Consider the following 20238-nt stretch of genomic DNA (forward strand, 5'->3'; position numbering starts at 1 on the left):
GCGATCGCTATTCAGTCAGCGCGCCCTTATTTAGATTTCGACATTTCCATGCCCGCCCTTTCGCTTTCTCCCGCCGAGCGCTCCGCGCTGCGCTCCCAGGCCCATGCGCTCAAGCCCGTCGTGCTGATCGGCGCCGAAGGGCTCACCGACGCCGTACTGAAGGAAATCAAGGTGCACCTCGATGCGCACCAGCTGATCAAGATCCGCGTGTTCGGCGACGAGCGCGACGAGCGCATCGCGATCTACGACGAGATCTGCGACCGCCTGAGCGCGGCGCCGATCCAGCACATCGGCAAGCTGCTGGTGATCTGGAAGCCCGAAGCCGCCGCAGCGGCCCCGTCCCGCGGCCGTCGTGCCGGCACGCTGCCGAGCGCGGCCGAAGCCGTCGACGACAAGAAAGGCCGTGCACCGCGCACCGTCAAGGTCGTCAAGGTGTCGCCGAACGCGAGCCCCGTGCGTCGCCCGCGGCCGGTCAAGGTCACAGTGCGCGGCAACGAGCGCGTGACGGCAGGCGGTAACGTGAAGCGCGCCAAGAAGCGCCAGGCCAGCACGAAGCGTCCGTTCCAGGACAAGTAAGCATCGGGGCGGCACGGCTCACCGTGCCGCCGCCCTGCCCGCGGGCCCGGCATTGACCGGGCCTGCGCGGCATTCGCGTCAGGCGTCGCGCGCCGGCAGACGCCAGATCAGCATCAGCCCCAGCACGCTCTCGACGAGGTAGAACACGCTCGAGACGCCGTGCAACATCCCGAAGCGGCTCGCATACGGCGAGTTCGCGATATCGGTGCCCGCGTCCATCGCGGCCACCCGCAGCGCATTCATGAACGGCTGCAGCGCGAAATACCCGACCAGCACACACACGACCATCGCGGCGACGATCCAGCGCACGCGGCGATATTCGCTGCTGCCGCGCCGCACCTGCTGGTTCGACAAGGCGAGCAGCAGCACGCCGCACACGACACCGAGGATCGCCTCGATGCGGAACAGCTGGGCGGCGACCGAACCGGCCGTCATCCGCTCCAGCGTCTTGAACAGCACGGGCGCGACCGCATACCCGATCGTCAGCAGGCTGCCGACCCACACGGCCGACAGCAGACGGAACACGCGATGCGGCATCACGTCGCCCCGCTTCAGATGTAGCTGACCGAGATGATTTCGTACTCGCGCACGCCGCTCGGCGCCTGCACGGCCGCGACGTCACCTTCGGACTTGCCGATCAGTGCGCGCGCGATCGGCGAGCTGACCGAGATCAGGCCGTGGTCGATATCGGCTTCGTCGTCACCGACGATCTGGTACTTGACGGTGTCGCCCGACTCGAGATCCTCGAGTTCGACGGTCGATGCGAAAACCACACGGCCTTCGGCATCGAGCACGGTGGGATCGATGACCTGCGCGGCCGACAGCTTCGATTCGAGTTCCGCGATACGACCCTCGATGAAGCCCTGCTTTTCCTTCGCGGCATCGTATTCGGCGTTTTCGGACAGGTCGCCCTGTGCGCGGGCCTCCGCGATCGCGTTGATCACGGCCGGCCGCTCGACGGACTTGAGGCGCTGCAATTCATCGCGCAGGAGTTCCGCGCCACGCTTTGTCAACGGAATGGTGCTCATAAACGGCTCAATCGCTAAAAACGGCTTTAAAAAAAATCACCGCGATTAAGCGCGTTTCCGATGCACTGGAAACACCGCCTAATCGCGGCACGTGTTGCTTCGACAGGTAACTGACTGCTTAGTTTAGGCGAGCGTGAAGACCTTGTAAATCATAGACTTCCAGATCCTTCAGGTAGCGCAGGCCTTCAACCGCCGCGCGCGCGCCCGACATCGTCGTGTAGTACGTGACCTTGTGCGCCTGCGCGCTCATGCGGATCGAACGCGAATCGGCGATCGCCTGGCGCGTTTCGTCGACCGTCGTGAACACGAGTGCGATCTCGCCGTTCTTGATCATGTCGACGATGTGCGGACGGCCGTCCTTCACCTTGTTCACGACCTTCACCGGCACGCCGGCCGCTTCGATCGCGGCAGCCGTGCCCTTCGTCGCGACGATCGGGTAGCCGAGGTCGTGCAGCATGCGCGCGACTTCGACCGCCTTCGGCTTGTCGGCGTCCATCACGGTCAGCAGCACCGTGCCCGACTCAGGCAGGCGCGAACCGGCCGCGAGCTGCGACTTGAACAGCGCTTCGCCGAACGTCTGGCCGACACCCATCACTTCGCCGGTCGAACGCATTTCAGGCCCGAGGACCGGATCGACGGTCGGGAACTTGACGAACGGGAACACCGCTTCCTTCACGCTGAAGTACGGCGGCTCGACTTCCTTCGTCACGCCCTGCTGCGCGAGCTTCTGGCCGACCATCGCACGCGCCGCGATCTTCGCGAGCGGCAGGCTGGTCGCCTTCGACACGTACGGCACCGTGCGCGATGCGCGCGGGTTCACTTCCAGCACGTAGATGATGTCCTGCTTCGAACCGTCCGCCTGCGGCACCTGCTGGATCGCGAACTGCACGTTCATCAGGCCGACCACGTTCAGCGCCTTCGCCATCGCGCCCGTCTGGCGCTTCAGTTCGGCAACGGTTTCCTTCGACAGCGAGTACGGCGGCAGCGAGCATGCCGAGTCGCCCGAGTGGACGCCCGCCTGCTCGATGTGCTCCATCACGCCGCCGATGAACACGGCTTCGCCGTCGCAGATGCAGTCGACGTCGCACTCGATCGCGTCGTTCAGGAAGCGGTCGAGCAGCACCGGCGAATCGTTCGACACCTTCACGGCCTCGCGCATGTAGCGCTCGAGGTCACGCGGCTCGTGGACGATTTCCATCGCGCGGCCGCCCAGCACGTACGACGGGCGCACGACCAGCGGATAGCCGATCTCGTCGGCCAGCGCGAGCGCTTCTTCTTCGGCGCGCGCGGTGCGGTTCGGCGGCTGGCGCAGGCCGAGGTCCTGCAGCAGCTTCTGGAAGCGTTCGCGGTCTTCGGCCGCATCGATCATGTCCGGCGACGTGCCGACGATCGGCACACCGTGCGCTTCGAGGTCGAGCGCGAGCTTCAGCGGCGTCTGGCCGCCGTACTGGACGATCACGCCGACCGGCTTTTCCTTGTCGACGATTTCGAGCACGTCCTCGAGCGTCAGCGGCTCGAAGTACAGGCGGTCGGACGTGTCATAGTCGGTCGACACCGTTTCGGGGTTGCAGTTGACCATGATCGTTTCGTAGCCGTCCTCGCGCATCGCGAGCGCCGCGTGCACGCAGCAGTAGTCGAACTCGATGCCCTGGCCGATCCGGTTCGGGCCGCCGCCCAGCACCATGATCTTCTTGTTGGTGGTCGGCTGCGCCTCGCACTCTTCCTCATAGGTCGAGTACATGTAGGCCGTTTTCGTCGCGAACTCGGCCGCGCAGGTGTCGACGCGCTTGTAGACCGGGCGCACGTTGAGTTCGATGCGGCGCTTGCGGACGTCTTCCGGCGTCGCGCCGAGCAGCTTCGCGAGGCGGCGGTCGGAGAAGCCGCTCTGCTTCAGGTAGCGCAGTTCGTCGAACGACAGCGATGCGAGCGTGCGGCCGCCGAGCGCCTTTTCCTTCAGGATGATCTGCTCGATCTGCTCGAGGAACCACGGGTCGATCGCGGTTTCCGCGAAGATTTCCTGGGCCGTCATGCCGATACGGAACGCATCGCCGACGTACCAGATGCGGTCCGGGCCCGGCTCGTGGATCTCGATCGCGATCTCGTCGCGGTTGGTCGACTTCTCGTCGAGACCGTCGACGCCCACTTCGAGGCCGCGCAGCGCCTTCTGGAACGATTCCTGGAACGTGCGGCCGATCGCCATTACTTCGCCGACCGACTTCATCTGCGTGGTCAGGCGCGAATCGGCTTCGCGGAATTTCTCGAACGCGAAGCGCGGGATCTTCGTGACGACGTAGTCGATCGTCGGCTCGAACGACGCCGGGGTCTGGCCGCCGGTGATTTCGTTCTTCAGCTCGTCGAGCGTGTAGCCGACCGCCAGCTTCGCCGCGACCTTCGCGATCGGGAAGCCCGTCGCCTTCGATGCGAGCGCCGACGAACGCGACACGCGCGGGTTCATTTCGATGACGACCATGCGGCCGTCCCGCGGGTTGATCGAGAACTGCACGTTCGAGCCGCCCGTGTCGACGCCGATCTCGCGCAGCACCGCGAGCGATGCGTTACGCAGGATCTGGTATTCCTTGTCGGTGAGCGTCTGCGCCGGCGCGACCGTGATCGAGTCGCCGGTGTGTACGCCCATCGGGTCGAGGTTCTCGATCGAGCAGACGATGATGCAGTTGTCGGCGCGGTCGCGCACGACTTCCATCTCGTATTCCTTCCAGCCGAGCAGCGATTCTTCGATCAGCAGCTCGCGCGTGGGCGAGAGATCCAGGCCGCGCTTGCAGATCTCTTCGAACTCTTCGCGGTTGTAGGCAATGCCGCCGCCCGAACCGCCGAGCGTGAACGACGGACGGATCACGACCGGGTAGCCGCTGCCGCCGGTGAGCGCCATGATCTCGGCGTGCACCTGGGTCGCTTCTTCCATCGAGTGCGCGATGCCCGACTTCGCGGAACCGAGACCGATCTTGGTCATCGCTTCCTTGAACTTCTGGCGGTCTTCCGCCTTGTCGATCGCTTCCGGCGACGCGCCGATCAGCTCGACGCCGAACTTCTCGAGCACGCCGTGGTGGTGCAGGTCGAGCGCGCAGTTCAGCGCGGTCTGGCCGCCCATCGTCGGCAGGATCGCGTCCGGGCGCTCCTTCTCGATGATGCGCGCGACGACTTCCCACGTGATCGGCTCGATGTAGGTCACGTCGGCCGTGTTCGGGTCGGTCATGATCGTCGCCGGGTTGCTGTTGACGAGAACGACCTTGTAGCCCTCCTCACGCAACGCCTTGCAAGCCTGCGCGCCCGAATAGTCGAACTCGCACGCCTGGCCGATGATGATCGGGCCGGCGCCGATGATGAGGATGCTCTTGATGTCTGTGCGTTTTGGCATGGCTTGTGAATTCAATAAGTAATCGTTGTCGTGGGTCGGCCGGCTGCGCTCAGCTCATCGTGGCGAGCGCGAGCTTCACCGAGAATCCGATGAACAGGCCGCCCACGCTGCTCGCCGCGCCTGCTGCAAGCTTGCGGCGGCGGCGGAAGTGCTCGGCAAGCCGCGCACCGGCGAAGATCAGCGTGCTCAGGTACATGAAGCTCGCGCATTGCGCGATCGCCCCGAGCACGACGAACGACAGCGCGGGATGCGGGAATGCCGGGTCGACGAACTGGATGAAGAACGAGATGAAGAACAGGATCGCCTTCGGATTCAGCAGGCTCACGATCAGCGCCTTGCGGAACGGCCGCTCGCCGTCGACCGCGGGCGGCGCATCGGCCGGCGCATGGGCCGGTGCGCGCAGCTTCCGCCACGCGCTGCGCAGCATGCCGGTGCCGATGTAAAGCAGATACGCGGCGCCGCCGTACTTGACGACGGAGAACAGCAGCGGGTTCGCCTTCAGCAGCGACGCGACGCCGGCGGCGGACAGCACCATCAGCACCGTGTCGCCGACGAACACACCGCACGCCGCGCGATAGCCGGCCTTCACGCCGCGCTGCGCCGCGAGCGACAGCACGTACATCGAGTTCGGCCCCGGCAGCAGGATGATGAAGATCACGCCGAACACGTAGGTCCAGATATCCGTGATGCCGAGTGCGTGGCCGAACATGATGCGAATCTCCCGTCCTTCGGTTGCGTCGTTGACGTTAGGCGTTGCGCTGCTTCGCCGCGTCCATCAGCGCGGTGAAACGGTCGAACAGGTAGCCGATGTCGTGCGGGCCGGGCGACGCTTCCGGGTGGCCCTGGAAGCAGAATGCCGGCTTGTCGGTCAGCTCGAAGCCCTGCAGCGTGCCGTCGAACAGCGACACGTGCGTCACGCGCGCGTTGGCCGGCAGCGAATCCGCGTCGACCGCGAAGCCGTGGTTCTGCGACGTGATCACCACGCGACCGTCGCCGAGATCCTTCACCGGGTGGTTCGCGCCGTGGTGGCCCGTCTTCATCTTCAGCGTCTTCGCGCCGACCGCGAGGCCCATGATCTGGTGACCCAGGCAGATGCCGAAGGTCGGCACGCCGCGCTCGATGAACTGCTTCGTGGCCGCGATCGCGTAGTCGCACGGTTCCGGATCGCCGGGGCCGTTCGACAGGAACACGCCGTCCGGATTCAGCGCGAGCGCATCTTCCGCGCTCGCCTGTGCCGGCAGCACCGTCACGTGGCAGCCGCGCTCCGCGAGCATGCGCAGGATGTTGTACTTGACGCCGAAATCGTACGCGACGACGCGGTACTTCGGCGCTTCCTGCATGCCGTAGCCGCCTTCGAGGCGCCATTCGGTCTGCTTCCATTCGAACGGCTTCGTGGTCGACACGACCTTCGCGAGATCCATGCCCGCGAGACCCGGGAACGAGCGCGCGAGCTCGATCGCCTTCGCTTCGTCGTCCGAGCCCGTCAGGATGCAGCCGTTCTGCGCGCCCTTGTCGCGCAGGATGCGGGTTAGCTTGCGGGTGTCGATGCCGGCGATCGCGACGACGCCTTCGTCGTGCAGGTAATCGCCGAGCGTGCGGTCCATGCGGAAGTTCGATGCGAGCGAGGGCAGATCACGGATGATCAGGCCGGCGGCATGGACTTTCGTGGCTTCGACGTCTTCGGCGTTGACGCCGACGTTGCCGATATGCGGATAGGTGAGCGTGACGATCTGGCGCGAGTAGCTCGGATCAGTCAGGATTTCCTGATAGCCGGTGATCGCGGTATTGAACACGACTTCGCCGATCGTGTGGCCTTCGGCCCCGATCGAATAACCACGAAAGACCGTGCCGTCGGCGAGTGCAAGCAAGGCGGGAGTAAAAGACGGCAACACGGGAGGCTCCTTGGGGAACACCCTGCTGCCGACCTGTTTACCCTGCCGCGCAAGCGCCGCGCTGCGTGGGCGCGCGTGGTCGCTTGCTGGACGCGGCCTGCATTGTCGAGACGCGAACCCGGCGCGTGGCGCACGAGGCTTCGCGGCATCGCCCGGCAGGCGGTGTGCGGCGGATGAACGGGATGAATGAGGTAGGCGCTAGGGTGCGAGGTTGATCAGCACAAACTTTCAAATTATAGCCTGAAAATGGCCCTATCTTCAATCGATATGGCCGTCCGATCGTGCGCGCGCCACGTCCGGCGACGCGGCACAACGCGCTGCGGCCCCGTTTACGCGGCCGCCCTACCCGCCAGCGTACCGCCGGATCAGTGCGCTTGACCAGCGCCGCGCGCGGGCCAGACGTACCAGACCGCGCTCGCGAGCTGCAGCGCGAGCAGCACGCCCCAAGCGGTGAAGTGCGCGGCCGCCGGGTAGCGGCCGTCGACCGCCGGCCAGTGCGACAGCACCGCGCCGACACCGATCTGGAACGCAAAGATCAGCACGAAGATCACGAGCGTGAGCGTCGTGTTCGCGCGGCCGATCAGGTAAGCGGGAAAATGCCCGGCCATCACCGCGTAGGTCAGGATGCCGACGCCGCCGAACATCCCGTAGGCGGCCCACAGCACGGCCGGCGGCAACGGCACGCGCGCGATGATCGCGGCCTGCGTCGCGACGAACAGCGCCATGCCCACGCCGCAGAACGCGTACACGGACACGCCGCGCCGCTCGAGCACCCGCGCCGCGGCGCCGAAGCCGACACAGCCGGCCATCATCGCGAAGCCGAGCACCGACACGAGGCGCGCGGCATGCGACGCATCGAACCCCGCGACATCGCGCAGGTACGGCCCGACCCACAGCGACTGCATCGCATAGAACACGCCCTGCGTGACGACGGAAAACGACGAGATCTTCCAGAACGCACGGCTGCTCAGGATGTGCCACGTGCCCTTGAACTGGCTGACGAGCCCACCCTGGTGGCGCACCTGCCGCGCCTCCGGTGCGCCCAGCCCGATCGACGCCGCGACGATCACCGTCAGCACCGCGAGGCCGAAACAGATCGCGCGCCAGCTCGTCCAGCCGAGCAGCCAGGTGAGCGGCGAGCCGACCATCACGCCGCCGAGCCCGCCCACGGCCATCACGAGGCCGTTGACGAGCGGCAGCCGGCCGACCGGGAAATGCTGCGCGAGCGCCTTGAACGCCGCGCCGAGGCACACCGAGACGCCGACGCCGATCAGCAGCCGGCCGACCATCATCGTGCCGAGGCTGTGCGCGGCGCCGAACACGGCCGCGCCGGCGGCCGCGAACAGCAGCATGCCGGCCGTCACGCGGCGCGGGCCGAAGTGGTCGAGCATCACGCCGGCCGGGATCTGCGCGCCCGCGAAGCCGAGGAAATAGAGACTGGTGAGCAGGCCGAGATCGGCGGCCGACAACCCGAGCTCGTGCGTGACGAACGGCGCGAAACCCAGATTGACACCGCGAAACACGTACGACACGAAATACCCGACCGAAAACAGCGCGAGCACCCTCACCTGCACCGACGACATCACCTCTCCTTGTTATATGAAGGCCTTCGAAGCAGCGCCCCCGCGCCGCGCACAAACAAAAACGCCGTCACCTCGGTGACGGCGTTTCCTTGCATTTCGTCGGATGATACCGCAACCGCGCGAACCGGGCCGGCCGCACGATGCGCTCGCGACTGCGTTACTTCTTCTTGCCCTTGTGCGCAGCGGCCTTGGCCGGTGCCGCCTTCGCCGATTTGGCGGCCGGCTTCGCCGCGCCGCGCTTCGCGCCGTGCGACTTGCCGCCCACCGCCAGGCTCGCGCGCTCGATGTGCGCCCCGCCGGCCGACGTCGCGATCCGCTCCGGACCGGGTTCCGCCGGCACCGAACGGCCGACCGGCACGTGCAGCACGAGCGCCTGGCCCGGCATCGCGAGATCGCGGTGCGTACGGTTCCACGCCTTGAGCTGGCCGACCGACACGCCGTAGCGGCCGGCGATCGCCGCCATCGACTGCTTGCGGCGTACGCGGATCAGCATCTTGCGCGTGTCGGGTACGTCGGGTTCCATCGCGAGCGCGCCGTTTTCGGCGACGTCGGCGCTGATGTCCTCGTCGTCGTCATCGCCGCGCGGCACGACGATCGTCGAGCCCGGCTTCAGGCGCATGCCGGCCGGAATCTTGTTGATCGACATCAGCGTATCGGCGTCCACGCCGATCTTCTCGGCGATCGCGGCCGGCCGCGCCCGTTCGCTGACCGTATAGGTGGTCCACGACGACAGCTGGCCGTTGTACGCCTTCAGGTTCTTCTCGAACGCCGACGCGTTGTCGAACGGCAGCAGGATCTGCGGTTCGGTCGCGCCGAGAATCACCGGCTTCGAGAACGACGGGTTCAGCGAGCGGAATTCGTCGAGCGACAGGTTCGCGAGCTTCGCGGCCACCGCCACGTCGATGTCGCGCGACGTCGTGACCGTCACGAAATACGGGTGGTTCGGGATGTCCGGCAGCGCGAGGCCGTACTGCTGCGGATTCGCGATGATGTTCTTCACCGCCTGCAGCTTCGGCACGTAGTTGCGCGTCTCGTTCGGCATCCGCAGGTTCAGGTAGTCGGTCGGCAGGCCGGCCGCCTGGTTGCGCGCGATCGCGCGCTGCACGTTGCCCTCGCCCCAGTTGTACGCGGCCAGCGCGAGATACCAGTCGCCGAACATGTCATGCAGGCGCGACAGGTAGTCGAGCGCGGCGCTCGTCGACGCGAGCACGTCGCGGCGCTCGTCCTGCCACATGTTGCGCTTCAGGTTGTACGTGCGGCCCGTGCCGGGCATGAACTGCCACATGCCGGCCGCCTTCGCGACCGACAGCGCCTGCGGGTTGTACGCAGACTCGATGAACGGCAGCAGCGCGAGCTCGGTCGGCATGTGACGCGCCTCGAGTTCCTCGACGATGTGGTACAGGTACTTCTGCGAGCGCTCGGTCATGCGCTGCACGTAGTCCGGGCGCTGCGTGTACCACGTGGTCTGCATGTCGACGAGGTCGGTCTGCAGGTCCGGCATCTGGAAACCGCGGCGGATGCGACCCCAGAGATCGGAGTCTGCACTGGTCAGGTCGCCGACGGATTGCTTGTCGACGTCGACAGTTTCTTTGGCGGTGGCTGATTTACGGAGGTAGGTGGACGTCGCCTGCGAATCGGCGGCGTTGTTGGCGACAGGGGCCTGGCTCGCACAAGCGGCGAGCAGCAGAACCACCATCGCACTCAATATAAGTCGCATGAAAATCTCTGCTTCCGACGGCTGGAAATTGCAGGCGATACTACGGAAGTGCGTGCTTCACGTCAATAAAAACACCGAAAACTCAGCGAAATCCTACATTTGGAGCAATTTTTACAGACACTGCTTGAGCTTTGGAGTCCTCCGGAAATCATCATCGGAACCGGTTTTTCCACTCGCGCATCAGCGTGAACGCTGTCAGACGATCCGGCACCGTTTCGTGCAGTTCGGCCTCGAGCGTCGCGCGGATCGCATCGCTGTCCGCACGCATGAACGGGTTGACGGCGCGTTCATGCGCGATCGTAGTGGGCAGTGTCGGCACGCCGCGCGCGCGCAGCGCCTGTGCGTCGTCGCGCCACGTGGCGAGCGCCGCATTGCCGGGTTCGCACGCGAGCGCGAAGCGGATGTTCGACAGCGTGTATTCGTGTGCGCAATGCACGTGGGTGTCGCCCGGCAACGCCGCGAGCGCGTCGAGCGACGCGAGCATCTGCGCGGGCGTGCCTTCGAACAGGCGCCCGCAACCGCACGAGAACAGCGTGTCGCCGCAGAACACGTGCGGCGCCGCGTTGCCCGGCCCGGCCGCCTGGAAATAGGCGATGTGGCCGCGCGTATGGCCCGGCACGTCGAGCACGTCGAACGTGGCGGCCGGCGCGTCGAGCGTCACGCGCGCGCCGCCCGAAAGCGGCCGCGTGACCACGCCGATCGCCTCGGCCGCGGGGCCGTAAACGACGAGCGGAACATCGTCCGGTTGGCTATCGCGCAGGGCCGCGACACCGCCGACATGGTCGGCGTGATGGTGCGTGAGTAAAATAGCGGTCAACCGCCAGCCTCGTTCGGCAAGAACCCGGCGCACCGGCGCGGCTTCACCCGGGTCGACGGCGACCGCATCGCGGCCGTCCGAGACGAGCCAGATATAGTTGTCATCGAATGCCGGAACCGGCACGTATTCCAGCTCGTTCATGGGCGCCCAATCATCGTTATGTCCGATCGTCAAATTATAGACTGGCCCGCCTGGACCGACTCACCACCCGGCCGCTACGTGCTGGGCTGGGAGCAGGCGCAGCTCGACCGGATCGTGTCCGACGTCTTCGGGTTCCACGCGCTGCAGCTCGGCCTGCCGCAGCTCGACGCGCTGCGCGAGAACCGCATGCCGTATCGCGGCCTCGTGCTCGATCCGGCGAGCGGCGCGAGCGCGCCGTACCAGTATCCGTGGGCGCGCGAAGCGCATGCGCCCGAGCACGCGCCCGACGGCCGCAGCACGACCTGGTGCGACCTGCTCGACCTGCCGTTCGAGTCGCAGAGCGTCGACCTGATCGTGATGCCGCACACGCTCGAATTCACGTCCGATCCGCACCGGCTGCTGCGCGAGGCCGAGCGCGTGCTGATGCCGGAAGGCCAGCTCGTGATCACCGGCTTCAATTCGCTCAGCCTGTGGGGCATGCGCCAATCGTTCGGGCGCATGGCGAACCGCCCGTTCGTGCCGGCCACGCGCGACCAGATCGCGTTCATCCGGCTCAAGGACTGGATCAAGCTGCTCGGCTTCGACCTCGAACGCGGCCGCTTCGGCTGCTACCGGCCGCCGCTCGCCACCGACCAGTGGCTGGCCCGCTACGGCTTCATGGAAGCCGCTGGCGACCGCTGGTGGCCGATCTTCGGCGCCGTCTACATGGTGACGGCCGTCAAGCGCGTGCGCGGCATGCGCCTCGTCGGCCAGATCCGGATGAAGAAGCCCGTGCTCGCACCGGGCCTGACGCCGGCGGCCTCCCCGACCACCCATCAAGAACATTCATGACTACCGATACCATCGACATCTATACCGACGGCGCCTGCAAGGGCAACCCCGGCCCCGGCGGCTGGGGCGCACTGATGCGCTACGGCGACAAGGAGAAGGAGCTGTTCGGCGGCGAGCCCAACACGACCAACAACCGCATGGAGCTGATGGGCGTGATCGCCGCGCTCGAAGCGCTGAAGCGGCCGTGCCAGGTGATCGTGCATACCGACTCGCAATACGTGCAGAAAGGCATCAGCGAGTGGATCCACGGCTGGAAGAAGAAAGGCTGGGTCACCGCGGCAAAGACGCCCGTGAAGAACGCCGACCTGTGGAAGCGGCTCGACGCGCTCGTCGCGCAGCACGAGGTCGAGTGGCGCTGGGTCAAGGGCCACGCGGGCCATCCCGAAAACGAGCGCGCGGACGCGCTCGCAAATCGCGGCGTCGAATCGCTCACGGCCTGAACGCGGGCCACTCCCCTGTTTCCTTTGTTTTTCCCGACATGCGCCAGATCATTCTCGATACCGAAACCACCGGCCTGAACGCCCGCACGGGCGACCGCCTCATCGAAATCGGCTGCGTCGAGCTGCTGAACCGGCGGCTCACCGGCAACAACCTGCACTTCTACGTGAACCCGGAGCGCGACAGCGATCCGGGCGCACTGGCGGTGCACGGCCTCACGACCGAATTCCTGAGCGACAAGCCGAAATTCGCGGAAGTCGCCCACCAGATCCTCGACTTCGTGAAGGATGCCGAGCTGATCATCCACAACGCGCCGTTCGACCTTGGCTTCCTCGATGCGGAATTCGCGCGGCTCGGCCTGCCGCCGTTCACCGAGCATTGCGGCGGCGTGATCGACACGCTGGTGCAGGCCAAGCAGATGTTCCCGGGCAAGCGCAACTCGCTCGACGCGCTGTGCGACCGCTTCGGCATCAGCAACGCGCACCGTACGCTGCACGGCGCACTGCTCGACTCGGAGCTGCTCGCCGAGGTGTATCTGGCCATGACGCGCGGCCAGGACAGCCTCGTGATCGACATGCTCGACGATGCGGGCACCGACGGCGGTGCCGCCAACGGCCAGCGCGTGTCGCTCGCCGCGCTCGACCTGGCCGTGGTGGCCGCAAGCGACGACGAACTCGCCGCGCACCAGGCGCAGCTCGACGAGCTCGACAAATCGGTCAAGGGTACCTGCGTGTGGCGCACGTCCGCCGACGCAGGCGCCGCCGAAACGGCTTGAGGCAGGCGGCCGGCGGCTCACGCCGCGGCCGCGCTCACGCGCGCGGCTGCAGCGCGATGACCGCCATTCCGCCGAGCGCAAGCATCGCGCCGGCCACGTCCCAGCGGGTCAGCGCAACGCCATCGACCACCCGCAGCCAGACCAGCGCCACCGCGATATAAACGCCGCCGTACGCGGCATAGGTGCGCCCCGCCGCACTCGGGTGCAGCGTCAGCAGCCACGCGAACAGCGCGAGCGACAGCGCGGCCGGCACCAGCAACCACACCGGCCGGCCGCCCTTCAGCACGAGCCACGGCAGGTAACAGCCGACGATTTCGGCCAGCGCGGTGGCGGCAAACAGCGCCGCGATCCTCATCAGTTCGGTCATCCGGTTCCTCGTGAATTCGGCCCCTGTCACCAGGAGCCGCACGGCCCCGCCGTGCGCCGCCGATCATACCCGAGCCGCCTCCGCCGGACGCCCCACCAGCCGGGCGTTTCCCGGCAATTTGCACGATCATCCGTCATCGTGCTATCATGTCACCTGTTTCAACATTCAATCTCTGTCTATTCGATTTCGAGAGAAGTCCGTCCGCGCGTTGCGGGCCGGCGCTTCGACCGAAATTGCACACACAGGAAAGCCCGCCCGACAGGCCCGCTTTTCTCGTTTCGTTGCCCCTCCGGGGCGCTTGCCGGAACGCTGGACACCGTCCGCACCGGCAGCTGCCGCCTGCATCACGCGGCCCATTCTTCATGAGCGCACTGTCGCGACGGCCCATCGGGCCCGCGTCGAAGCAGCCCCTTACGGCCCTTTACCGCCCATCGTGCAGTAAGTGCTTAAAGGTCTGCCCCGACGCGCCGCAGCCGACACCGCGCTCGCCGGCAAACCGTGTCGGACGGCTCGCCCGTTCGGCGCAGTCAAAGGAGTGCATGACCTTGACCGCAACACACGTCAGCCCGACCGCTGCTTCTTCCACCGCTTCGTCGTCCGGCGAAGCCCCGCTCGTCGCGGACGACATCACCGTCGTCGACCAGAGCCTCCTCAAGCGCGCCGTCAGCGCCATGGCCATCGGCAATGCGATGGAATGGTTCGACTTCGGTGTGTACAGCTACATCGCCGTCACGCTCGGCAAGGTGTTCTTCCCGTCCAGCAGCCCGTCCGCGCAGCTGCTCGCGACCTTCGGCACGTTCGCGGCCGCGTTCCTCGTGCGCCCGCTCGGCGGCATGGTGTTCGGCCCGCTCGGCGACCGCATCGGCCGCCAGCGCGTGCTCGCCGCCACGATGATCATGATGGCCGTCGGCACGTTCGCGATCGGCCTGATCCCCAGCTACGCGTCGATCGGCATCATGGCGCCCGTGCTGCTGCTCGTCGCCCGCCTCGTGCAGGGCTTCTCGACCGGCGGGGAATACGGCGGCGCGGCCACCTTCATCGCCGAATTCTCGACCGACAAGCGCCGCGGCTTCATGGGCAGCTTCCTCGAGTTCGGCACGCTGATCGGTTACGTGATGGGCGCGGGCGTCGTCGCGCTGCTCACCGCGTCGCTGTCGCAGGAAGCGCTGCTGTCGTGGGGCTGGCGCGTGCCGTTCCTGATCGCCGGCCCGCTCGGCCTGATCGGTCTCTACATCCGGATGAGGCTCGAGGAAACGCCCGCGTTCAAGCGCCAGGCCGAAGAGCGCGAAGCGCAGGACAAGGCCGTGCCGAAGGCGCGCTTCCGCGAAACGCTGATGCGCAACTGGCGCGCCCTGCTGCTGTGCGTCGGCCTCGTGCTGATCTTCAACGTGACCGACTACATGGTGCTGTCGTACCTGCCGAGCTTCATGTCGTCGACGCTGCACTTCGACGAATCGCACAGCCTCGTGCTCGTGCTGATCGTGATGGTCCTGATGATGCCGCTGACGCTCGCCGCCGGCCGCCTGTCGGACAAGGTCGGCCGCAAGCCCGTGATGCTCGCCGGCTGCGTCGGCCTGCTCGCGCTGTCGATCCCGTCGATGATGCTGATCCACGCGGGCACCACGGCGTCGGTGTTCGGCGGCCTGCTGATCCTCGGCGTGCTGCTGTCGTGCTTTACCGGCGTGATGCCGTCGGCGCTGCCGGCGCTGTTCCCGACCGAGATCCGCTACGGCGCGCTCGCGATCGGCTTCAACGTGTCGGTGTCGCTGTTCGGCGGCACGACGCCGCTCGTGACCGCCTGGCTGGTCGATGTCACGCACAACCTGATGATGCCCGCGTACTACATGATGGGCGCCGCCGTGATCGGCATCGTGTCGGTCGTCGCGCTCGCCGAAACCGCGCGCCAGCCGCTCAAGGGCTCGCCGCCGGCCGTCGCGTCGCGCCGCGAAGCCCACCAGCTCGTGCGCCAGATGCGCGAGGACGACGAATCGGAGATGTACGGTGTCGCGTCGCCGGCACGCGCCTGAGCGTCGCCCATGAAAAAGCCCCGGCCGAAGCCGGGGCCCGATCGAACCCGATCCGCCCGACCGGCTTGCGCCGGCCGGGCTTTTTTTCATCCATTCGACGCCAGCGCACTCATGCCTGCGCTTCGCATTGGCGGCAGAAAATCAGCGCTCGCGAGCGCGACACGGCGGCCTGCGCACCGCGCGCCGCGACGATCAGCCCGACCTGACCGAGATTGAAATCGCGCTCGACCATCAGCTGCGTCAGCGCGGCAAGCGGCAACACGAGGGACGGGTGGTACAGGCTCGATTCGATCAGGGCTTTCATCTGCGGCTCCATCAGGCAAGGCGTCATTCGATGGAGTGGATTCTAGGGACCGGCCGCGTCCGGATAAACAGCGCGAATGCGAAGTCACTTGTCAGCCGCCGAGAACAATCGACAGCGGCATGCCCGACAAGGCCGAGCGGGCGACGGGCAGCGGCGCGGGGCCCCGCCGCCTGTCGCCGCGACGCCTAGGGCCTGTTCACGCTAATAACGGGCTTGCGCTGGCCACCAGAAGGGCCGCGCGCAAGGATTGCGACGAAGCGAATACTCAACGTATTCGCGAGGAGCATGACGCGGCGATCGGCCCTTCTGGTGGCCAGCCCCACGAATGAATTTTCCCGAACAGGGGAACGCGCCTTGCCGGCCGTATTGCGGCGTCGATCGTCGCTTGTCCCCCAAGGGGACTTCCTTCGGGGCGTTTGGCGCGGCCAAACGGCGCTCCTCACTCCTTGCATTGCGACCGGCAAGGCACGTTCGCAAGCCCGTTATTAGCGTGAACAGGCCCTAGACGAGCGGTGTTTCGACGAACGCCGGCAGCGCTTCCGCCCGCGCCGAATGCGCGGCGAGTGCTGGATAACGGGCCGGATCGATCCGCGCGAGCACCGGATAGTCGGCGGCCATGAACTGCGTGAAGCGCCATGCGACCGCGACCGTCACGTCGGACTGCAGCAGGCGCGCGCCGCCGAACCAGCCGTTCGCGGCCGCGACGAGCGGCTCCAGTGCGCCGTATGCGCCCTCGATCTGGCTCAGCACGCGCTCGAGCCACGGCGCATGCTGCTTGTCGGCCGGACGCAGCGCCTGCTCGTAGACGACCTGCACGGTCTTCTCGGCAGCCGCCAGCGCGAAACCGACCGGCACGAGCGCGCGCAGCCGTGCATCGGCGGTATCGGGCAGCAAGCGCCGCTCGGGCGCGACCCGATGATCGAGATAGTCGACGATCAATGACGAATCGAGCAGCGTCGCGCCGTCGTCGGTCACGAGCGTCGGCGCCTTGACGACCGGGTTGGTCGCTCTGAACTGCTCGAAATGACGGAACACCGAGATCGACTCGTGTTCGAACGGGAGGTCGAGCAGCTTCGCCGAAATGGCGACCCGACGCACGAACGGGGAATCCAGCATGCCGATCAGCTTCATCGCGAACGCTCCGCTTGAGGGGAATGGGAACGACGACTGTAGCAGCGTCGTCTGGCTTCGCCTAGCGCCCGCCGCCGGCACCGGACCCGCGCCGGCGCCGGCGCCACGAATGCGTTTGCCGACATAGCGGAACGTGCGCGGCCGGCCTTCGCGCCCGTGCGCCTGATGCGCATCAACCGGCCGCGCACGGGGCTCACGTTGTCCGGCCACAGTGACCATAATGCAAGTTCACGCCCCTTCCGCCCCAAGATTCGTCATGTGGTATGCCCTCGTCGAGCAGCAGCGGGAATGGATGCGCGCCTGGCGCGCCGCGACGCGGCACGCGTTCGACGCGTGGCCCGCGGCCACGCTGCCGCACGCCGCGTCATCGTGCTACGACGACCTGTTCGAGCCGCTGCTCGGGCCGCCGGACGCCCCCCCGCACTTCGACATCGGATGGCCGGCGCTCGGCGAGCGCGTCGTCGCGCGCACGCCGTTCTGCGACCTGCGGCGCTTCACGCGCGCCGATGCGCGGCGCACGGTGCTGCTGTGCGCGCCGCTCGCCGGGCACGCGGCCGTGATGATGCGGGAAACCGTCGAGACGCTGCTCGCGGACGGCGATGTCAGCATCACCGACTGGCGCAATGCGCGCGACGTGCCGCTCGCGTCGGGCCGATTCGGGCTCGACGAGTACGTCGCGACGCTCGACGGCTTCGTCGACGGGCTCGCGCACGACGACCGGCCGCTGCATGTCGTCGCCGTGTGCCAGGCGACCGTGCCGGCGCTCGGCGCGCTCGCGCTGCGGGCGGCCCGCGGTCTCCCCTCGCCCGCGAGCGTCACACTGATCGGCGGCCCGCTCGACGCGCGCCGGAATCCGAGTGCGCTCGGCACAGCCGCTGTCGCCCATTCGCTCGGCTGGTGCCGCCGCCACCTGATCGACGTCGTGCCGCCCGGCTTCGCGGGGCACGGCCGCCACGTGTTTCCCACCTATCTGCAACAGGGCGAGATCGCGCTCGTGTACCCGCAGCGCTTCCTGTCGCTGATCGAAGCGTACGCGCTGGCCGCGTCGCGCTTCGACATGACCGGGCTCGCCGGCGCGCGGCGCGCGCTGCTCGAATACACGGCGCTGCTCGACATGCCGGCCGAGTACTTCCTCGATACGGTCGACATCGTGTTCCAGCGCATGAGCCTTGCGCTCGGCACGTGGGACGTGGGCGGCCAGCGCGTCGAGCCGGCGGCCTTGCGCGGCATCGTCCTGCTGACCGTCGAAGGTGCATGCGACAAGGTCACGGGCGCCGGCCAGACGCACGCGGCGCTCGACCTGTGCAGCGGCCTCGCCGACGACGAGCGCTTCCGCATCGACATCGACGACTGCGATCACTACGGGCTGTTTACGGGGGCGCGCTGGCACGGGGACGTGCATCCGATGCTGCAGCGCGTGTTCGCGTGGGCCGAATCCCGCCGCCCTCGCCCGCGCCGCATCAGGCGGACGTGACGCCGAATCAGCGCCGCGCCGCGTCGAGCAATGCACGCACCTCGTCGTCACTCGTCTGCTCGAAGCGCGCGTAGAACTGGCTGATCCCGAAGAACGGCAGCGGCAACGTCACCGCGACGAATGCGTCGGCCAGATCGTCGAACACATGCCGTGTACCCGCCGGCGCGACCGGGGCAGCCGCGATGATCCGCGCCGGCTGACGCTCGCGTAGCGCCTGCAGCGCGACGCGCATCGACGCGCCGGTCGCGACGCCGTCGTCGACGACGATCGCGATGCGCCCTTCGACCGGCAGCGGCGGCGCGGCACCGCGATACAGCGCTTCGCGCCGATGCAGTTCGGCGGTCTCGCGCGCGACCACGTCGGCGAGTTGTTCGTCGGACACGTTCATCGAGCGGAGCACCGAACGCTGCAGATGAATCGCACCGCCCGTCGCGATCGCACCCATCGCGAGCTCGGGATCGTACGGCACGCCGAGCTTGCGCACGACCAGCACGTCGAGCGGTGCATGCAGCGCACACGCGACCGGATACGCGACGGGCACACCGCCGCGCGGCAACGCGAGCACGACGACATCGCCACGCCCCGCGTAATCGCCCAATGCGCCGGCCAGCTGGCAGCCGGCATCGGTGCGATCGGCAAAACACTCGAACACGATCGGCTCCCTGCCGTTGCGCCGGATGCGCGAAACCCGCGCCGGCGCCTGTCAACGAGCATGGTTCATCGGCCGCGCCGATGCAAGCAGGGTCACACCGGCACGCGCGGCGCCGAGGGAAAAGGTCAGAGGCCGCCGGCCTGTCGGTACAGCCGCCAGAACGACTGTGCATAGGATTGCGCGAGCTCGGGCGCACGCTGGAACACGTTCACCGTTTCCGCATGCGCGGCCGCGCCTTCGGACAGCGTGGTCAGCGCGACGCTGTCGTCGACGATCACGAAGCGCGGCGCAGGATCGCCGTGCCGCGAATCGATCGCCACGTCGATACCGGAGGATTTCAGATAGCCCGCGCCGCTGTACCTGCCCGCGCGCGGCGAACGCACGAGCACGACACGTACCTCGACCCCGCGCGCGCGGGCCGCGCGCAGCGCGCTCGCGACCGCCGGCGGTACGTGCGTGTAGCCGGCCAGCAGCACGCGGCGCTGCGCCTGCCCGATCAGGTCGACGGTCGCGTCGGCCGCCGCATTGTCATACGAAAAGTATGTGCCGACCGATGCGGCATCGGACGGAATCTGGGCGGCGTGGGCGCTCGCCGCGCAGCAAAGCGCGGCGAGAAGGAAGGCGGCTGGTCTCATGGCGGGCGCCATTTTAGCGACGCCATTTCGCGTGGCAAGCACCACCTGCGATGCTGCTGCGCCGGCGCAACACACAGCGCAAAACCGGTGCCCGCTGCGCGGGCTATAGCCCGTTTTTCATGCGGTCGATCAGCCCGCCGCGACGCGTGAGAGCCAGCTCGCCACGCCGTCGACGGAACGGAAATCCGCGAGGCTGCGCGCCGGCAGCACCGGATAGGCGCCGCCCGCCATCTCGGCCAGCGCGCGGCCGGGACCGAGCTCGAGGAACGCGGTCGCACCGGCCTCCACGCAGGCGGCCAGACAGGCCGCCCACTCGACCGGCTCCGCGATCTGCCGCGCAAGCTTGTCGAGGCCGGCGTCGACGTCGAGCACCGACGCGCCATCGATCCCCGAAAACAGCCGCGTGCCGGGCAGCGGCCGCCGCACCGGCGTCGCGGCGAGCGATGCGCGGAACACCGGCACGGCCGCGGCGAGCCG

Annotated in this window: 19 protein-coding genes and 1 pseudogene; 6 read left to right on the forward strand and 14 right to left on the reverse strand. The window is 67.4% G+C overall.

Annotation, left to right across the window (positions count from 1 at the left end):
- The first annotated feature begins 48 nt into the window (after positions 1 to 48).
- Positions 49 to 576 carry a YhbY family RNA-binding protein gene (locus F3J15_RS19260; RefSeq protein WP_089445335.1) on the forward strand — a complete coding sequence of 176 codons (528 nt, stop codon included), beginning with the start codon at positions 49 to 51 and terminating at the stop codon, positions 574 to 576.
- Between the two features lie 78 nt (positions 577 to 654).
- Here F3J15_RS19260 and F3J15_RS19265 read toward each other — a convergent pair whose 3' ends face one another.
- From F3J15_RS19265 to gloB, 8 genes are all read right to left on the reverse strand, one after another.
- The gene (locus F3J15_RS19265; RefSeq protein ID WP_006497614.1) at positions 655 to 1113 is read right to left on the reverse strand and encodes a DUF4149 domain-containing protein; all 459 of its coding nucleotides are present in this window, start codon (positions 1111 to 1113) and stop codon (positions 655 to 657) included.
- Positions 1114 to 1127: 14 nt separating this feature from the next.
- Positions 1128 to 1604, reverse strand: coding sequence for a transcription elongation factor GreA (gene greA, locus F3J15_RS19270; RefSeq protein ID WP_057927897.1), 477 nt, complete (start codon positions 1602 to 1604; stop codon positions 1128 to 1130).
- Positions 1605 to 1722: 118 nt separating this feature from the next.
- Positions 1723 to 4977 carry a carbamoyl-phosphate synthase large subunit gene (carB, locus tag F3J15_RS19275; RefSeq protein WP_166893472.1) on the reverse strand — a complete coding sequence of 1085 codons (3255 nt, stop codon included), beginning with the start codon at positions 4975 to 4977 and terminating at the stop codon, positions 1723 to 1725.
- Positions 4978 to 5026: 49 nt separating this feature from the next.
- Positions 5027 to 5686 (reverse strand): leucine efflux protein LeuE, encoded by a 660-nt coding sequence (gene leuE / locus F3J15_RS19280; RefSeq protein WP_166893474.1) that lies wholly within the window; start codon positions 5684 to 5686, stop codon positions 5027 to 5029.
- Positions 5687 to 5723: 37 nt separating this feature from the next.
- Complete coding sequence (carA, locus tag F3J15_RS19285) at positions 5724 to 6869, reverse strand: glutamine-hydrolyzing carbamoyl-phosphate synthase small subunit (RefSeq protein WP_166893476.1); 1146 nt, start codon at positions 6867 to 6869, stop codon at positions 5724 to 5726.
- Positions 6870 to 7234: 365 nt separating this feature from the next.
- A complete protein-coding gene (locus F3J15_RS19295; RefSeq protein WP_166893478.1) occupies positions 7235 to 8452 on the reverse strand; it encodes an MFS transporter in 1218 nt (405 codons plus the stop codon).
- A gap of 157 nt (positions 8453 to 8609) precedes the next feature.
- Positions 8610 to 10169, reverse strand: a complete 1560-nt coding sequence (locus F3J15_RS19300; RefSeq protein ID WP_089445331.1) for a transglycosylase SLT domain-containing protein — start codon at positions 10167 to 10169, stop codon at positions 8610 to 8612.
- A 151-nt stretch (positions 10170 to 10320) separates the two neighbouring features.
- On the reverse strand, positions 10321 to 11127 hold the full coding sequence (gene gloB / locus F3J15_RS19305) for a hydroxyacylglutathione hydrolase (RefSeq protein WP_089445330.1): 807 nt from the start codon (positions 11125 to 11127) through the stop codon (positions 10321 to 10323).
- Positions 11128 to 11145: 18 nt separating this feature from the next.
- Here gloB and F3J15_RS19310 point away from each other — a divergent pair, with 18 nt between their 5' ends.
- Genes F3J15_RS19310 through dnaQ form a run of 3 tightly spaced genes read left to right on the forward strand, consistent with a single transcriptional unit; the run spans position 11146 to position 13171 of the window.
- Positions 11146 to 11958 carry a class I SAM-dependent methyltransferase gene (locus F3J15_RS19310; protein ID WP_069247641.1) on the forward strand — a complete coding sequence of 271 codons (813 nt, stop codon included), beginning with the start codon at positions 11146 to 11148 and terminating at the stop codon, positions 11956 to 11958.
- Entirely contained in the window at positions 11955 to 12398 is a 444-nt protein-coding gene (gene rnhA / locus F3J15_RS19315) for a ribonuclease HI (protein ID WP_039347704.1), read from the forward strand. Before F3J15_RS19310 ends, rnhA begins: the two co-directional genes overlap by 4 nt.
- Positions 12399 to 12436: 38 nt before the next feature.
- On the forward strand, positions 12437 to 13171 hold the full coding sequence (gene dnaQ, locus F3J15_RS19320) for a DNA polymerase III subunit epsilon (protein WP_166893480.1): 735 nt from the start codon (positions 12437 to 12439) through the stop codon (positions 13169 to 13171).
- 34 nt (positions 13172 to 13205) lie between these two features.
- Here dnaQ and F3J15_RS19325 read toward each other — a convergent pair whose 3' ends face one another.
- Positions 13206 to 13538, reverse strand: coding sequence for a YnfA family protein (locus tag F3J15_RS19325; protein WP_089445328.1), 333 nt, complete (start codon positions 13536 to 13538; stop codon positions 13206 to 13208).
- Between the two features lie 539 nt (positions 13539 to 14077).
- Here F3J15_RS19325 and proP point away from each other — a divergent pair.
- Positions 14078 to 15565: a glycine betaine/L-proline transporter ProP gene (proP, locus tag F3J15_RS19330; protein ID WP_166893482.1), complete on the forward strand. Its 1488-nt coding sequence runs from the start codon at positions 14078 to 14080 to the stop codon at positions 15563 to 15565.
- Between the two features lie 109 nt (positions 15566 to 15674).
- Here the strand turns inward: proP and F3J15_RS19335 are convergent, their stop codons facing one another.
- Entirely contained in the window at positions 15675 to 15869 is a 195-nt protein-coding gene (locus F3J15_RS19335; RefSeq protein ID WP_039352510.1) for a hypothetical protein, read from the reverse strand.
- Positions 15870 to 16370: 501 nt separating this feature from the next.
- Positions 16371 to 17000, reverse strand: a complete 630-nt coding sequence (locus F3J15_RS19340; RefSeq protein ID WP_166893484.1) for a glutathione S-transferase — start codon at positions 16998 to 17000, stop codon at positions 16371 to 16373.
- Between the two features lie 256 nt (positions 17001 to 17256).
- Here F3J15_RS19340 and F3J15_RS19345 point away from each other — a divergent pair, with 256 nt between their 5' ends.
- Entirely contained in the window at positions 17257 to 18474 is a 1218-nt protein-coding gene (locus F3J15_RS19345) for a polyhydroxyalkanoate depolymerase (protein ID WP_166893486.1), read from the forward strand.
- Positions 18475 to 18481: 7 nt separating this feature from the next.
- On the opposite strand, the gene F3J15_RS19350 is transcribed toward F3J15_RS19345, so the two are convergent.
- The 3 genes and pseudogenes from F3J15_RS19350 to F3J15_RS19360 form a co-directional block, all read right to left on the reverse strand.
- The gene (locus F3J15_RS19350; protein WP_166893488.1) at positions 18482 to 19126 is read right to left on the reverse strand and encodes a phosphoribosyltransferase family protein; all 645 of its coding nucleotides are present in this window, start codon (positions 19124 to 19126) and stop codon (positions 18482 to 18484) included.
- Positions 19127 to 19251: 125 nt separating this feature from the next.
- A complete protein-coding gene (locus F3J15_RS19355; RefSeq protein ID WP_069247634.1) occupies positions 19252 to 19773 on the reverse strand; it encodes a phospholipase D-like domain-containing protein in 522 nt (173 codons plus the stop codon).
- Between the two features lie 117 nt (positions 19774 to 19890).
- Positions 19891 to 20238 (reverse strand): annotated as a pseudogene (locus tag F3J15_RS19360) (malonate decarboxylase subunit epsilon); the annotation flags it as partial.

This window comes from Burkholderia sp. Ap-955, from assembly GCF_011753045.1.
GTDB lineage: Bacteria > Pseudomonadota > Gammaproteobacteria > Burkholderiales > Burkholderiaceae > Burkholderia > Burkholderia lata_D.